This window comes from Arthrobacter gallicola (assembly GCF_014836775.1).
Lineage (GTDB): Bacteria > Actinomycetota > Actinomycetes > Actinomycetales > Micrococcaceae > Arthrobacter_B > Arthrobacter_B gallicola.
In genome coordinates this window covers 265,643-279,531 of record NZ_JACSQD010000007.1, presented here as the reverse complement: position 1 = coordinate 279,531, position 13,889 = coordinate 265,643, and the positions used below count along the sequence as shown (strand labels likewise).

The 13,889-nt window shown below is 64.4% G+C and carries 10 protein-coding genes and 1 tRNA gene; 6 read left to right on the top strand and 5 right to left on the bottom strand.

The window, feature by feature from the left end:
• Positions 1-525: 525 nt before the first annotated feature.
• Positions 526-1,008, top strand: coding sequence for an SRPBCC domain-containing protein (locus tag H9639_RS15330; RefSeq protein ID WP_191808929.1), 483 nt, complete (start codon positions 526-528; stop codon positions 1,006-1,008).
• Positions 1,009-1,018: 10 nt separating this feature from the next.
• Positions 1,019-2,392 (top strand): FAD-binding oxidoreductase, encoded by a 1,374-nt coding sequence (locus tag H9639_RS15325; protein WP_191808928.1) that lies wholly within the window; start codon positions 1,019-1,021, stop codon positions 2,390-2,392.
• Positions 2,393-2,421: 29 nt separating this feature from the next.
• Here the strand turns inward: H9639_RS15325 and H9639_RS15320 are convergent, their stop codons facing one another.
• Positions 2,422-4,158: a glycoside hydrolase family 13 protein gene (locus H9639_RS15320; RefSeq protein ID WP_225219687.1), complete on the bottom strand. Its 1,737-nt coding sequence runs from the start codon at positions 4,156-4,158 to the stop codon at positions 2,422-2,424.
• 277 nt (positions 4,159-4,435) lie between these two features.
• On the opposite strand from H9639_RS15320, the gene H9639_RS15315 reads away from it, so the two are divergent.
• The gene (locus tag H9639_RS15315; RefSeq protein WP_191808927.1) at positions 4,436-5,224 is read left to right on the top strand and encodes a DUF4190 domain-containing protein; all 789 of its coding nucleotides are present in this window, start codon (positions 4,436-4,438) and stop codon (positions 5,222-5,224) included.
• Between the two features lie 82 nt (positions 5,225-5,306).
• On the opposite strand, the gene H9639_RS15310 is transcribed toward H9639_RS15315, so the two are convergent.
• From H9639_RS15310 to H9639_RS15295, 4 genes are all read right to left on the bottom strand, one after another.
• The gene (locus H9639_RS15310; protein WP_191808926.1) at positions 5,307-6,668 is read right to left on the bottom strand and encodes a DUF4032 domain-containing protein; all 1,362 of its coding nucleotides are present in this window, start codon (positions 6,666-6,668) and stop codon (positions 5,307-5,309) included.
• Positions 6,669-6,780: 112 nt separating this feature from the next.
• Positions 6,781-7,869: an ABC transporter ATP-binding protein gene (locus H9639_RS15305; protein ID WP_191808925.1), complete on the bottom strand. Its 1,089-nt coding sequence runs from the start codon at positions 7,867-7,869 to the stop codon at positions 6,781-6,783.
• 156 nt (positions 7,870-8,025) lie between these two features.
• Positions 8,026-8,799, bottom strand: coding sequence for a trehalose-phosphatase (gene otsB, locus H9639_RS15300; protein WP_318242119.1), 774 nt, complete (start codon positions 8,797-8,799; stop codon positions 8,026-8,028).
• A complete protein-coding gene (locus tag H9639_RS15295; protein WP_191808924.1) occupies positions 8,796-10,253 on the bottom strand; it encodes an alpha,alpha-trehalose-phosphate synthase (UDP-forming) in 1,458 nt (485 codons plus the stop codon). The genes otsB and H9639_RS15295 overlap by 4 nt, the downstream gene beginning before the upstream one ends.
• Before the next feature lie 165 nt (positions 10,254-10,418).
• Here H9639_RS15295 and H9639_RS15290 point away from each other — a divergent pair, with 165 nt between their 5' ends.
• The 3 genes from H9639_RS15290 to H9639_RS15280 all read left to right on the top strand — a co-directional run bounded on the left by H9639_RS15290 (position 10,419) and on the right by H9639_RS15280 (position 13,564).
• Positions 10,419-11,297: a DsbA family protein gene (locus H9639_RS15290; protein ID WP_191808923.1), complete on the top strand. Its 879-nt coding sequence runs from the start codon at positions 10,419-10,421 to the stop codon at positions 11,295-11,297.
• Positions 11,298-11,443: 146 nt separating this feature from the next.
• Positions 11,444-11,520 (top strand) — tRNA-Thr (locus H9639_RS15285).
• Positions 11,521-13,195: 1,675 nt separating this feature from the next.
• Entirely contained in the window at positions 13,196-13,564 is a 369-nt protein-coding gene (locus H9639_RS15280) for a hypothetical protein (protein ID WP_191808922.1), read from the top strand.
• Positions 13,565-13,889: the final 325 nt, after the last annotated feature.

The following is a 13,889-nucleotide window of genomic DNA, read 5'->3' as shown; positions in this document are numbered from 1 at the left end:
GGGTGTGGGAGAGTAGGTCACCGCCGGACAATCATTAGAAGACCAGGTTTCTTCCTGGCCCGTTTCAGGCCCCGCACTATTGGTGCGGGGCCTGAAGTGTTTAACACCCGCAACGGTTTCGTGGTTCCTGGGGTGAGTCCGGGACCGGGAATACCCGGCAACACCTGCTGGGCCTGGCGGCTGAGGGCCTGGACGGCTGACGGGCTGGGCAATGGCCTGCGCCTCCGGATCTGGCCCCGGAATCCCACGGCCGCCGACGGTCGATGTGCAGATATGGCGACCTCCGCGCGATCTTGGTCACCATACCTGCACATCCAGCGCGGGCGAGGGCGGGTGAGGTCACCATACCTGCACATCCAGCGCGGGCGAGAGCCGCGGAAGCCGCCATACCTGCACATCCAGCGCGGGCGAGGGCGGGTGAGGTCGCCAGACCTGCACACTCACCGACATGTTGTCAGCCCTGCCCCGCGCTCAGCATCGGAACCGGGTAGATTCGCCGGGCACCGGAGTACTTAGGCTTGAGGTATGACTTCCTCCTTGTTCTCCCACGCCCCGGACCCCGAGCCGCAGCAGGGCACAGCCGCCGTCGCCGACATCGTGGAATCCTGCACCGTTCCCCGTGAAACGGAGGAAGCGTTCAGCGGTTTCCACGAGTACCTGCACCTGTGGTGGCCCGCTGAGTTCAGCACCTTCGGCGAAGGGATGCACCCGGAGTTCGAGGGCGGTTCCCTGACGGAGACGAGCCTCGATGAGGAGCGCGCGCTCTGGGGGACGGTCCGGGAAATCCGCCCGGATGAGCTGTTGACCATGGACTGGTTCCTGGGACACAGCCCAGCAGTCCCAACCACTGTCGAGCTGAGGTTCGAGCCGCAGGAAAACCACACCCGTGTTTCGGTGCAGCACTCGGGCTTCGGCCGGCTCCCCGATGGCTTGGAGGTCCGTGACCGGCTGGCCGGACAATGGCGCAATGTCCTGCAACGTTACGCCCGGTTCATGGGCGCCCGGTAGCCTTCTGCATATGACCACCGATGTTCTGCACGACCTAGCGCTTGCCCTTCCCGGCGTTTCCCTGGCGACCGATTCGACCACCCTGGCAGCGTATGCCAAAGACCAGGGGCCGGTGCAGGAACTCGTAGAACCGCTGGCAGTCGTGTGGGCGGAAACCGTGGCCGATGTACAGAACATCCTGCGCTGGGCCTCGCGCACAAACACGGCCGTGGTGCCGCGCGGAGCCGGCACCGGTGTTTCGGGCGGAGCCCATGCCACCCGCAACTGCATTGTCCTGAGCCTGGAGAAGATGAACCGGATCCTGGACATTCGGGCAGGTGATGAACTCGCCGTCGTCGAACCGGGCGTGATTAATGCCGACCTCAACGAAGCCGTCCGGCCGCACGGTCTGATGTATGCGCCTGATCCGGCCAGCTACCGGATTTCCACCATCGGCGGTAACGTCGCCACCAACGCCGGCGGGCTGCGCTGCACCAAGTACGGAGTGACCCGTGACTCGGTGCTGGCGCTGGACGTGGTGCTGGCGGATGGAACGCTGATCCACACCGGGCACGCAACCTTCAAGGGTGTCGCCGGGTACGACCTGACCGGCCTGTTCACCGGGTCGGAAGGAACCCTCGGCGTCGTTGTGGGAATCACCGTCCGGCTGCGCTACCTGCCGCGGGAGGTACGGACCGTCGCGGCCTTTTTCCCTGACTTCCGGACCGCTGCGGCCGGTGTGCTCGCCGTCGGCGCGGCCAGAGTCCAGCCCGCGATCATGGAACTGCTCGACGGCGCCACGATGGCAGCGCTCGACGGCGCCCATGGCTCGGACCTCGGCACCCGGGGCGGGGCGCTGCTCCTGATCCAGACCGACGGCTTCGGCGCCGAGGCCGAAGCGGACGCCGTCCGTACCGTCCTGTCCGGACTCGGCGGAACGGTCACTTCTGCCGGGTCGGCTGAAGCCGAGCGCCTGGTGGAACTGCGCCGGCACAGCCGCGGAGACGCCGTCGACCACGAGCTGCGGGTTGGAGAAGACGTGGCTGTGCCGCGCTCCCAGCTGGTGCACTACGTGGCGGAACTCGAGCGGATGGCCCGCGATCATGGCGTCCGGCTCAAGGTTGTGGCCCACGCCGGAGACGGCAACCTGCACCCGACCTTCTGGGTCAGCACCGCGGAGGGCGCCGCAGGTGCGGCCCGCCTGGACGCAGCCCTGGACGAATCCATCACTGTTGCCCTGGGGCTGGGCGGAACCATCACCGGCGAACACGGTGTGGGACAGTTCAAGCTCCGCTGGCTGTCCCAGGAACAGCAGGCCGAGGTGCTCGAACTCCAGCGCCGGGTCAAAGCCGTCTTTGACCCGGCGGGAATCCTGAACCCGGGCAAGGCCATCCCCGGCACCTAACCGCTGGCCTCACCCGGAGGAAGCTGCCCCTAGGCTACCCGCATCCAGACCGTCCGGTTGGGGCGGAGCCGGGTGTGCTCCATGGCCCCCGGCGAGCTTTGATGCAGGATCTCGAATTCCGGCAGCTCCACGGGTTCGGTGCCCATGTTCATCGCCACCAGCACCCCGTTGTTCACGAAAGCAACAACGCCCTCGGCATCGTGCTCCGGCCACCAGGCCAGCGACCCGTGGCCCAGGCCGAGTTCCTGCCGCAGCCTGAGGGCTGTCTTATACATGTGCAGTGTGGAATCCGGGTTCCGTTCCTGGATATCCCTGGAATGGGTGCCCCAGACTTCCGGCTGCGGCAGCCAGGACTTGCCGGTGCTGCTGAACCCGTACGACGGCGCGTCCGCCACCCAGGGCAATGGCACCCGCGAGCCGTCCCGGCCCACGCGGACACCATCCGTCCGGTGGAACGTCGGATCCTGCCGGTAGGCGTGCGGAATCATGGTGTGGTCGGGCAGGCCGAGTTCCTCGCCCTGGTAGAGGTAGACCCCGCCGGGCAGGCCGAGCATCAGCAGGGTTGCCGCACGTGCCCGGGACAGTCCGAGGACGTGGTCCGGCTGGGCATCGTCGGGCCCGATCCCGTCGCCGCTGCGCAGATCATGGCTCTGCAGCCCGAACCGGGAGACGTGGCGGACGACGTCGTGGTTGGAGAGCACCCAGGTGGTGGGGGCACCGACCTTGTCGAACGCTTTGAGGGAGGTTTCGATGGTGCTGCGCAGATTCCCGGCGTCCCAGGGGTGGTGGAGGTAGGCGAAGTTAAAGGCCTGGTGCATTTCGTCGGACCGGACCCAGTCGGTGAGCCGGTCCAGCGGGTCGATGGTGGCTTCGGCGCAGAGCACGCGGTCGCCGTCGTAGTCCTCGAGGATTTTGCGCCAGGACCGGTAAATGTCGTGGATTCCGGCTTGGCCGAACATGGGTGCCTCGTGGCCGGGGAAGCCTTCGATGGAGGCGCCGTCGGCGCGGCCGCCCCAGTCCGGGAGACCGGACTTTTTGATCAGGGCGTGCGCGACGTCCACGCGGAAGCCGCCGACGCCGCGGTCGAGCCAGAAGCGCAGGATGCGTTCGAATTCCTTGTGGACGGCGGGGTTGTCCCAGTTGAAGTCGGGCTGGGTGGAGTCGAAGAGGTGCAGGTACCACTGGCCCGGGGTGCCGTCGGGGTTGGTGATGCGGGTCCAGGCGGGACCGCCGAAGTGGGACTGCCAGTTGTTTGGCGGGTTTTCGCCGTTTTCTCCGGTGCCGTCGCGGAAGATGAACATGTCCCGGGCGGGGGAGTTTTCCGGGGCGGCGAGGGCGGCCTGGAAGAGGGGATGCTGGTCGGAGCAGTGGTTGGGGACCAGGTCAACGATCACCCGGATGCTGTGTGCCTTTGCGGTGGCGACGAGGGCATCGAAGTCTTCCAGGGTGCCGAAGAGGGGGTCGACGGAGCAGTAGTCGGCGACGTCGTAGCCGGCGTCTTTCTGGGGGGATTTGTAGAACGGGGAGAGCCAGATGGCGTCGATGTCCAGTTCGGCGAGGGCGGGGATTTCGGCGGTGATGCCGGGAAGGTCACCGATGCCGTCGCCGCGGAGGTCGCGGAAGGAACGGGGGTAGATCTGGTAGATCACGCTGGAGCGCCACCACTGACGGTCGCGTTCAGCGGAAGCCTCATGGACCGGCACCAGCTGGAGCTCTGTTGAAGTTCTTGAGGTTTCGCGGAGGGCATTGTCCATGGACAGAATCATCCTTTTCACGCTGGTCAGGCTGCTTACCTATGGGTTAACGCCGGGTTCCCGGCGCCTGTGCCTAAATATGGTGGTGATTGTTCCCACAGCTGCGCGGCCCCGGTTGCACAGCCGGGCACCCGAGCCCGGAATGCACCTGGACAGGCCGCTGACGTGGGGAAGCACCCTTACGGACCCAGCCTAGCCGGAACGCTGCAGGATAGACTGGCGGCGATTGCCGGAACAGCTGCAGCTGTCCGCCGGCCAGCAACTGACGATGAGCGCCCCAGGGGGAAACATGCCAGAGAACCGCAACGACGACGCCGGTCAGGCGGCCGGCGAGCCGAACGGCTTCGCTGCGCCGGGACAGCCGCCCAACGAATCCACGCCGGGGGAGCGGAACGCCGGGTCTGCCGCACCGGCTCGCCCCAGCGCGCCGACGTCCGGCGACACCCCGACGTCCGGCAGCGCTCAGCCATCCGACAGCACACCGCCCAGCGCTGAGGCACCCACCCAGCCGCTCTACGGACAGTACGGCGAACAGGCCGGGACGCAGGAGTCTTTCGGCCAGCAGGGCCCTTACGGCGAGCCGCCCGCTTATGGTCAGCAACAGCCCTACGGTCAGCAGCAGCCCTTTAGCCAGCAGGCCCCTTATGGGCAGCCTTATGGGCAGCAGGCTCCTTATGGCCAGGGGGCTCCTGGCGGTGCGCCAAACTACGGTTACCCCGGGACGTATCAGACTCCCGCGCAGAAGCCCGGAAGGGTCCTGGGAATCGTTGGGCTGGTGCTGTCCTGCTTGATCTTCATCCCGTATGCCTCACTGGTGGGCCTGATCCTGAGCATCGTGGGCCTGGTCCAGGCACGTAAGGCCAACGAACGCAACGGTGTTGCTCTGGCCGGCATCATCGTGGGTGCCATCGTCTTCCTGATCACCCTGCTGATTACGATTTTCATTTTCGTGTTTGCCGCCGGTGCGGTTGTCAACGTTGTGGAAGTCTGTGCGGAGTACGGCACGGGGACCCACGTCGTCGACGGTATGACCTATGAGTGCAACGTCAATTCCTCGGGATTCGAACAGTCGCTCTAGGGGCTGAGACAGCTGTAACGCTGCACAACCTGTAAATCCCGCGAAAGGCCGGGCCCTCGGGCCCGGCCTTTCGCATAGGCAGCTAGGGCTGGTCCGGCGTTCCGCCGCCCTCGAGGATGCGCATGGTTTTGGTGTCCGGATTGAGCAGGATCGCAGCTTCATCCCGGCGGTGCCGCAGCTCCGTATCGAGGTAGGACTGCACCGCTTCGGCAAGGCCTACGTTCCGGTTTTCCTTTTCAGAGAGGTACCAGCGGTGTTCCAGGACCTCATGGACCACTTCTGCCTGTTCCAGTTTGCTGCCCAGCTCACGCGGCACTGACTTCACGATCGGTTCGAAAACCTGGGTGACCCAGAGGTGCGCACTGAGCTCTTCATCGAGGTCGGGATGGTTGTCCGCGCGGTAGGAGTCCAGGTCGTTCAGCAGCCGGCGGGCCTGGTTTTCCTGGGCGTCCAGCCCGGTGAGGCGGAGCAGACGGCGCTGGTGATGGCCGGCGTCGACCACCTTGGGCTGCAGCTGCACCTGGGAGCCGTCAGGGGTGGTGCGGATGGTGAGTTCGTCGACGTCGAACCCCAGATCATTCAGGCGGCGAATCCGGGCGTTGACCCGCCAGCGGTCACCGAGCTCGAAGGACTCCTGCTCGGTGAGTTCAGCCCAAAGGTTCCGGTAGCTGTCCATGATGCGTTCGCTGGTGGCCAGTGGATCGACGTCTTCCTCGATCAGGCCGCCCTCAGCCAGGTCCATAAGTTCACCGGCAATGTTCACCCGGGCTATCTCAAGGTCGTACTCGCGCTGCCCGGGCGAGAGCTCGGGATACAGTTCACCCGTTTCAGCGTCAACCAGGTAAGCCGCGAACGCCCCGGCATCGCGCCGGAAGAGCGTGTTGGAGAGCGACACATCACCCCAGTAGAAGCCCGCGAGATGCAGGCGGACCAGCAGCAGCGCCTGGGCATCGATCAACCGGGTCAACGTCACCGCGCGCAGGGTCTGTGAGAAGACCGCACGGTAGGGCAGGGAGAAGCGCAGGTGCCGGGTCACCAGCACCGGGGCGAGCTCGTCCCCGTTCAGGTCGGTGCGGCCGGTAATCACCGCCACGGGGGCAACACAGGGAATGTTGAGCCGCCGGAGCTTGCGAAGCATTTCGTACTCCCGCAGAGCCACCCGCTCGCTGGTCTCCTTGATGGCGATCAGGGAATCGCCGAGCTTGGCGAACCGGACAACGTGCCTGGAGATGCCGCGGGGGAGGGCTGCGAGGTTTTCCTTGGGCCAGTCCTCCAGCGGAATGGACCACGGCAGATCCAGCAGCGCCGGGTCCATTGAGGCGGCAGTAATGTGCAGGGAACCCAACGGGGCCTGGGATGCATTGGCCGTCTCCAGCGGGGAGGGTTTCGACTGCTCTTGGTCCGTGGGTACATCGCGCTGGTTGGCGCGCGCAGCTTCAGTCATGGGCGGTATGCCTTCTGTGGACTCTGTCTTAACCGGTTAAACCGGTGCGGTGGCCTCTCCCTGCAGTCTAGTTCAGGGGAAAGACCACCGCACGTGCACAGAGTTGCTGGAGCTACGCCTCGTCCGCGAGCCGCTTACCGGTGCTGGTGTCAAACAGGTGCACGTGGCCCGGCTTGGGGCGGACATACAGGGTGTCGCCCTTGGCCGGCGGCTTCCGGGCATCCACCCGGGCCGTGATGTCGTACTCCTGGCCGTCCAGGAAGGTGTGGCCGTAGACGAAGGCGTCTGCCCCGAGCTCCTCGACTACGTCCACTTCCACCTTCAACCCCTCACCGGGAGCAGCCACGTCCATGTCTTCGGGCCGCACTCCGAACGTGACGGTATTGCCGGCGGCCGCATCGAGGATGCTCCGCGGCACCGGGTAGACAGTGCCGCCGAAGGTGACTCCGCCTTCCGTGACCGGCAGTTCGAGCAGGTTCATAGCGGGCGAGCCCATAAAACCGGCAACGAACACGTTCATCGGCTTGTCGTAGAGGTTGCGCGGGGTATCCACCTGCTGGAGGATCCCGTCCTTGAGCACCGCCACCCGGTCACCCATGGTCATGGCCTCCACCTGGTCGTGGGTGACGTAGACAGTGGTGACACCCAGCCGGCGGGTCAGGGACGCGATCTGCGTGCGGGTCTGGACCCGGAGCTTGGCGTCAAGGTTGGAGAGCGGCTCATCCATCAGGAAGACCTGCGGGTTACGCACGATGGCGCGTCCCATGGCCACCCGCTGGCGCTGGCCACCGGAGAGCGCCTTGGGCTTGCGGTCCAGATATTCCTCGAGGTCCAGCAGCTTTGCCGCCTCGCGGACCCGGTCCAGCCGTTCTTCCTTGGGAACTCCGGCGATCTTCAGCGCGAAGCCCATGTTGTCCGCGACAGACATGTGCGGGTAGAGCGCATAGTTCTGGAACACCATGGCAATGTCGCGGTCTTTGGGCGGGACATCGGTGACGTCACGGTCACCGATGAGGATGCGTCCGGAATCAACGTCTTCCAAGCCGGCCAGCATGCGCAGGGAGGTGGATTTGCCGCAGCCGGAGGGGCCTACGAGGACCAGGAATTCGCCGTCGGCGATCTCGAGGCTGAGATTGTCGACTGCGGGGCGGTCAGTGCCCGGGTACAGCCGTGTAGCTTGGTCGAACGTTACCGTTGCCATGATGTTTCCCTTCACGGGCAGGTACGTGCCCGACGATCCGTTGTGAATGGGTGGATATGTAATTGTGAAGCAGCGTGATGGGCCCCGTGTGGCGCCCATCACGCTCAGTATGCCATGCCTGTCAAGAGGCAGAAGCAAAGGCTGCGGCCGAGAGGGTTAATCCTCCACGGCGCGGCGCAGCTGCAGCAGATGCGCCAGTGCTTCGCCGAATTCCTCGGGCGAGTCCACCCGAAAGCCGGCCGCCGTGGCACCGGGCCCCACCTTAATTCCCACATCACCGTGCTGCAGGGCAGCGAACGCGTCTTCGTCCGTGACGTCGTCGCCGGCGAAGAGCACCGCCGTCGCGCCGGTCAGTTCACGCAGCGCGCGGATCGCTTCGCCCTTGTTCGAATGCACCACCGACGCCTCGAGCACCCGCTTGCCGTCCGTGACCTGCACGCCGTCCAGCTCGCCCAGCCGGAGGCGGGCGGCATCCACCGCTGCGGAGGCGACGTCGTCCGCGGCTTCGCGGGTGTGCAGAACGACGCCGGCGGGCTTGTCCTCGAGCCGGCAGCCGGGAGAGGAATCCACCACGGACGCGACGGCCTGCCGGGCCCGGGCCAGCAGGTCCGCCTGTTCCGGCGTGAGCTGCAGCGGTTCGGCGTTGGGCCCGGTCCAGGTCTCGGCGCCGTGGCTGCCCACCAGCAGAGTTTCCGGTTCCGGGCTGGCGGCGTGGCGCAGGCTCGCCAGCGCACGCCCGGAAATCAGGGCGGTAGCCGTGTGCGGCACCTCGGCCAGGGAGCGCAGGGCGGCCGCGGACTCCGGCAGCGGGCGGGCGTCTTCCGCGCGTTTGACCAGGGGCGCCATCACGCCATCGAAGTCCGTGGCGACCAGCAGTTCATCCGCCGTGGACAGCGTGGCCAGGGCGGTGCGGAGCTCCAGAGGGATCACTGCTGCTCACCTTCCATTCGCAGGGCATTGAGGAAGTTCTGCGACCAGCGTTCGACGTCGTTCTGCAGAACCTGGCGGCGCATCAGCCGCATGCGGCGCTGGGCCTCACGCGGCGGCATGTTGATGGCATTAACAACCGCGTCCTTGAGCCGGTCGATGTCGTGCGGATTGACCAGCACCGCCTGGCGCAGCTGGTCCGCCGCGCCGGCGAATTCGCTGAGCACCAGCACGCCGGTGTTCTCGGTGCGCGCCGCCACGTACTCCTTGGCGACCAGATTCATGCCGTCGCGCAGCGCGGTGACCAGCATGACGTCGGAGGCCAGGTAGAGGGCAACCATTTCCTCCACCGGGTAGGAGTGGTGCAGGTAGCGGATGGCGGTGTTGGACATGGTGTCGTAGGTGCCGTTGATCCGGCCAACGGTGCCTTCGACTTCTTCGCGGAGCAGCCGGTACTGTTCCACGCGCTCGCGGCTGGGGCTGGCGACCTGGATCAGGGCGGCGTCCTCCACACTGATCCGGCCGTCTTCGAGAAGCTCGCCGTAGGCCTTGAGGCGGTGGCTGATGCCCTTGGTGTAGTCCAGGCGGTCCACACCGAGCAGGATGACCTTGGGGTTGCCGAGTTCGCGGCGGATCTGCTTGGACCGCTCAATGACATCCTCGCGCTTGGCGAGTTCGGTGATCTGGCTGACGTCAATGGAAATCGGGAAGGCCTCCGCGCGCGAAACGTAGCTGGACCCGTCCTCTCCGGTGACGTGCACCTGCTGCTGGCGCACGGAGTGTCCCGCGAACCGGCGGACACAGCGGAGGAAGTTCGCGGTGTCGCTGGGGCGCTGGAACCCGATCAGGTCGGCACCCAGCAGGCCGGCGATGATGTCCTTGCGCCAGGGCAGCTGGGCAAAAATCTCCAGCGGGGGGAAGGGAATGTGGTTGAAGAACCCGATCTTGAGATCCGGACGGAGATTGCGCAGCAGCTGCGGCACCAGCTGCAGCTGGTAGTCCTGCACCCAGACGGTGGCCCCTTCAGCGGCGACCTCCGCCGCGGCTTCGGCGAAGCGGCGGTTCACGGTGCGGTAGGAGTCCCACCAGGTTCGGTGGAACTCCGGGGGCGCAATGACGTCGTGGTACAGCGGCCACAGCGTGGCGTTGGAGAAACCTTCGTAGTAGAGCTCCACCTCGGAGGCACTCAGCGGTACGGGACGCAGGTGCATGTTTCCGTGGTCGAAGGGTTCCAGGGTCTCATCGGGCGCGCCATGCCAGCCAACCCAGGCGCCGTCGGCCTTGGCCATCACCGGGGCCAGGGCGGTGACCAGCCCGCCGGGGGAGCGGCGCCAGGAATCTCCGCTGGCGTCCGTGACCCGGTCCACGGGCAACCGGTTGGAGACCACAATGAAGTCGTAATCGCCGTACCCGTCCGTAGAAATCTCGGTGTTCGATTCCGCGGCAACAGCGTTCACTTTTTGCACTCCTAAGTCGACTTGTCTCTTTGCCACTCTATCCAACCCGGGAACCTTTGTACCGCTCCAAACCGTTGAGGATGGCGTGCGGGATATCGTTGTCCCTAGTGCACTGTGTTGCCCGATGCCGCCGGTACGGTGGCCGCCTGAGAGACATGAGGAAATATGAGTGACCGGAACCCCAAGCCGACCAAGGCTGACCGCCAGGCCGCGGCGCGCGAGAAGGCACGCGCCCTGCGTGAGGAGCAGCTGAAGAAGGAACGCCGCAACAAGCTCCTGACCCGCTGGGGCATTGTGGTCGGCATCGTCGCGGTTCTGGTGATCATCGCCGTCGTTGTGATCAACAGCGTCCGCGGCGGGATTCCGGATGCAGGCCCTGCGCCGGCCAACAGCAACATCAACGGCGGCATCACCCTCACCTCGTCTTCCTCGCTGGAACCGACGGAACCGCTGGAGGTGGACGTCAACAACCTGCCCGAGGCAACCACCACCAACGCCGCCGGTGAGACCGTTCCTGCCGGCGTGGAAGCTGCTGCCCCGGGCGAGCCCGTCCAGATCGTCGAATACGTGGACGTTAACTGCGTGCACTGCGCGGACTTCGCCTCCACCTACGGCGCACAGATCGAGTCGTGGCTCGACGCCGGAGAGGTCACGTACGAATACCGCACGGTTGCCTTCCTGGACCGCGGATCTCCCACGAACTACTCTTCGCGCGGCGCCAATGCGGCTGCCTGCGTGGCCGATTCCAGCCCTGAGTCCTACTGGGGCTTTATGAAGGCCATCTTCGCCCAGTACCCGAACGGGGAAATCGACAACGCTGCCCTGGTTGACATGGCCGAATCCGCCGGTGCCTCCGGGGTCGAAGACTGCATCACCGGCGACGGCTTCCGCACCTTTGTGAAGTACGCAGATTCCATGGCCCGTGCGGCCGAGGTGAGCGGCACCCCCACCGTCTACATCAACGGCTCCGAGGGCGACCTGAACACCTTCGTTGAGACGGTCCAGGCAGCGATCGATGCCAACAAGGCAGAGGCTGCGGCGTAGCTGCACCTGAGTGCCGGAGTGTCCTCCGGAACGGAACCTTGTGATGGTTTCGTTCCGGAGGCTGCTCTGGGCTAATCTTGTCTAGCGCTGTTTTGTCGTTTCGGTAAGGGACGACGACGACGGCGCGCGGCCGGTTTGCCGGCCACGCCTCCTTAGCTCAGTTGGCCAGAGCACCTGTCTTGTAAACAGGGGGTCGCCGGTTCGAATCCGGCAGGGGGCTCCACTGCTTCATCCCACACCCCTTCTGATCAGGTGAAACGCCAGATCAGGAGGGGTTTTCTCATGGGACGAAAAGGGCCCACGACACGCTTACGACACGCTTTCGCTGAAAAAGCTGTCAGCCGTCGGGGAGCGGCACGCATAGAAACCACTATGCAGAAACACAAATTAGTGGAACCGGGCTCCGGCGAAAGTCTGCCGGACCAGCTCCTGACCAGAGTTGAAGTTGCAGCCTCTGGCTGCAGGTCTCACCGAAGACGCTTGCTAACTGGAGCTCCAACGGTGTGGGACCGCGCCCACTCAAGTTGCATGGATTCGTCCGCTATGAGCGCGCGACCGTGCACGCTTGGATTTGAACGCGCTGCAAGGGACGCAGCCTGATGTCTAGGGCTGCGCTGCCGACCGCAGGCACTTGATATGGCAGCCCTTGAAGCGATACGGGCGGCCGTCAGGAATTGGCGTTCCGGGGTCTCCCGGGGCCCGCGCCCACGAGTGCTCTCGTGGCGCAGGGCGCAAATCCCGGTGTTCGCCCAGCGAACGGGTCCCCGCTTCTCTCACTGTAGATAAGCGGTTCAATCGGTTTATGTGCGCTGCTTGGACCTCATTCATTCACGTCTGGTCACCGCCGCGGCCTCGATTTGGCTCGTGTGCTGCTCACTTACGGCATCTGCCCACACAATCCTGCTCTCATCCACGACTCTGCTGTCCCCCGACGATGTCACCCTCCGTTCGATCACGCCCACAGCGGGCCTTCACCGCCCTTCGGGCAGACCCTCCCGTTGCTGCCACGCGTGCCATCAACTGCGTACGCGTCATCCATCACCGCACACGGAGGTGCTTGGGCGATGAGGCCTGCGACCGGCGGTTGGGCGCCACCAGGTTTGGGTGCCTGGGTCATGGGGCTCGGGTGGTGGTAGGGGCCGCGCCCGGGAGAGTGCCGGTCATGAGGGAAGGTTGGTGGTCGTTGGTGTGTGGCCGGGAGGAAGGCCTTCGGCCGGTGAAGAGGGATGGGAGTCGTGAACTGATGGCACGGCGAGTTCTTTGGCTCTCGTCCTGTCCGGCACGGGTGGTTCACAACGATCACATCCTGCTGAACGGACCGTTACCCGTCATGGGTTACGCAACCATGACGCCATCCCTTCCCGCCATTAGGCAGGTCAACGTCTCTCCGATGTCGGTCTCACCGCTGCGGCCTGAAGCTGTCATGGCTCGGGTCGGGGTTGTCGTCAACCCAGTTGCACACCTGAGGCAGTCACGGGACTGCCATCCGAGCACACCATCTGTGCGCTGGCGGGAGCTGTAAAGAAGAGCATTGAGGCGTCGAGAACGGCCGAGGCGGCCAGTGTCGCTATGGCCATAGGTCGAATCCTCGTTGCTGACGCGTCAGCCTTATCGTTCCGGGGCCCCCTTTACTCCTGTCCTGACCATACGGCGATCCCGACGCATGCGGGGGAATGTTTTTGCATGTTATCCCTTGTCAGAGCAACATCAGTGCATCAGCTGGGTCGTCTAATTACCCGTTATCGGAAGGCGTGTGCCATGACTGTCGAAATGAGCATCACTTTGCATGTACTAAATCATTGGGTTGAGAATTATGAAAATATGGGTTGCATTAAAAATAAATAGTGATACCGTCGCTTAGGCGTCCGAAAGATAGAGACTATCAATAGGAGGATGTCATGAATAGCATGAAGAAATATCTGGCCACTTTGGTTGCCGGACTGTTCGTCGCAATGGGACTCACATTCATTGCCGCACCGGCTCAGGCCAGCCCCGCGGACGGAAGTTACGCCCAGTGCCAAGTCGGTACGACCGTCCAAGACTGGACAGGGAAAGACCCTCGTGACTGCACGACAGGTACCTATGCACTCCTGGAGAACTGGGAAGTAGTGCTCCAGATCCAGCCCGGCCAGCGTGATGTCTGGGAGGAGATCAAGCAGGGCTATGAAGCAGCCCAGGCGTGGTGCTCTAACAACAGCTTGACATGCACTGTCGTAACTGGGATTGGCGTCGCTCTTGTCTCGCCGCTGCTGATCTCTCAGAGTTAGGCTTGGGAAGATCCTGGAGCCAAGCACACGAGTAGAATCGAGGCAAAATGTTGAATCGTAAAACGATCAATTGGATAGGTCCGTCTGTCTTGTTCCTCGTTGCCGTTTTCATTTATGCGGTAATCCTGAATGGCCCAATCAGTCTCTTGCAACTGCTCATTACCGCTCTCATTATCCTGGTCGTCTGGGCAGTCGCTGCACGTCTTATCAAACCGAAGCAGCACCGAGACACATAGGTATCGAGAACGATTTAGATGCATGCCGATCGCCCGTGCAAATGCGCGGGCGATCGGCATGCATCTAAATCGTACCGACAGGGCCGCCT